Below are 273 nucleotides of genomic sequence, written 5' to 3' on the forward strand. Positions count from 1 at the left end.
TTNTTGGAGAGTTTGATCCTGGCTCAGGACGAACGCTGGCGGCGTGCCTAATACATGCAAGTCGAGCGGAGTTTATCGGGAGCTTGCTCCTGATNAACTTAGCGGCGGACGGGTGAGTAACACGTAGGCAACCTGCCCGTAAGACTGGGATAACTACCGGAAACGGTAGCTAATACCGGATACGCAAGTCTCTCGCATGAGGGGCTTGGGAAAGGCGGAGCAATCTGTCACTTACGGATGGGCCTGCGGCGCATTAGCTAGTTGGTGGGGTAA

The 273-nt window shown here is 55.0% G+C and carries 1 rRNA gene; it reads left to right on the forward strand.

The features are described 5' to 3' along the window. Window positions 1-273: ribosomal RNA gene (locus M891_RS0115770) — 16S ribosomal RNA — on the forward strand; the annotation flags it as partial.

This window comes from Paenibacillus sp. J14 (assembly GCF_000518465.1).
In the GTDB taxonomy this organism is placed as follows: domain Bacteria; phylum Bacillota; class Bacilli; order Paenibacillales; family Paenibacillaceae; genus Fontibacillus; species Fontibacillus barengoltzii.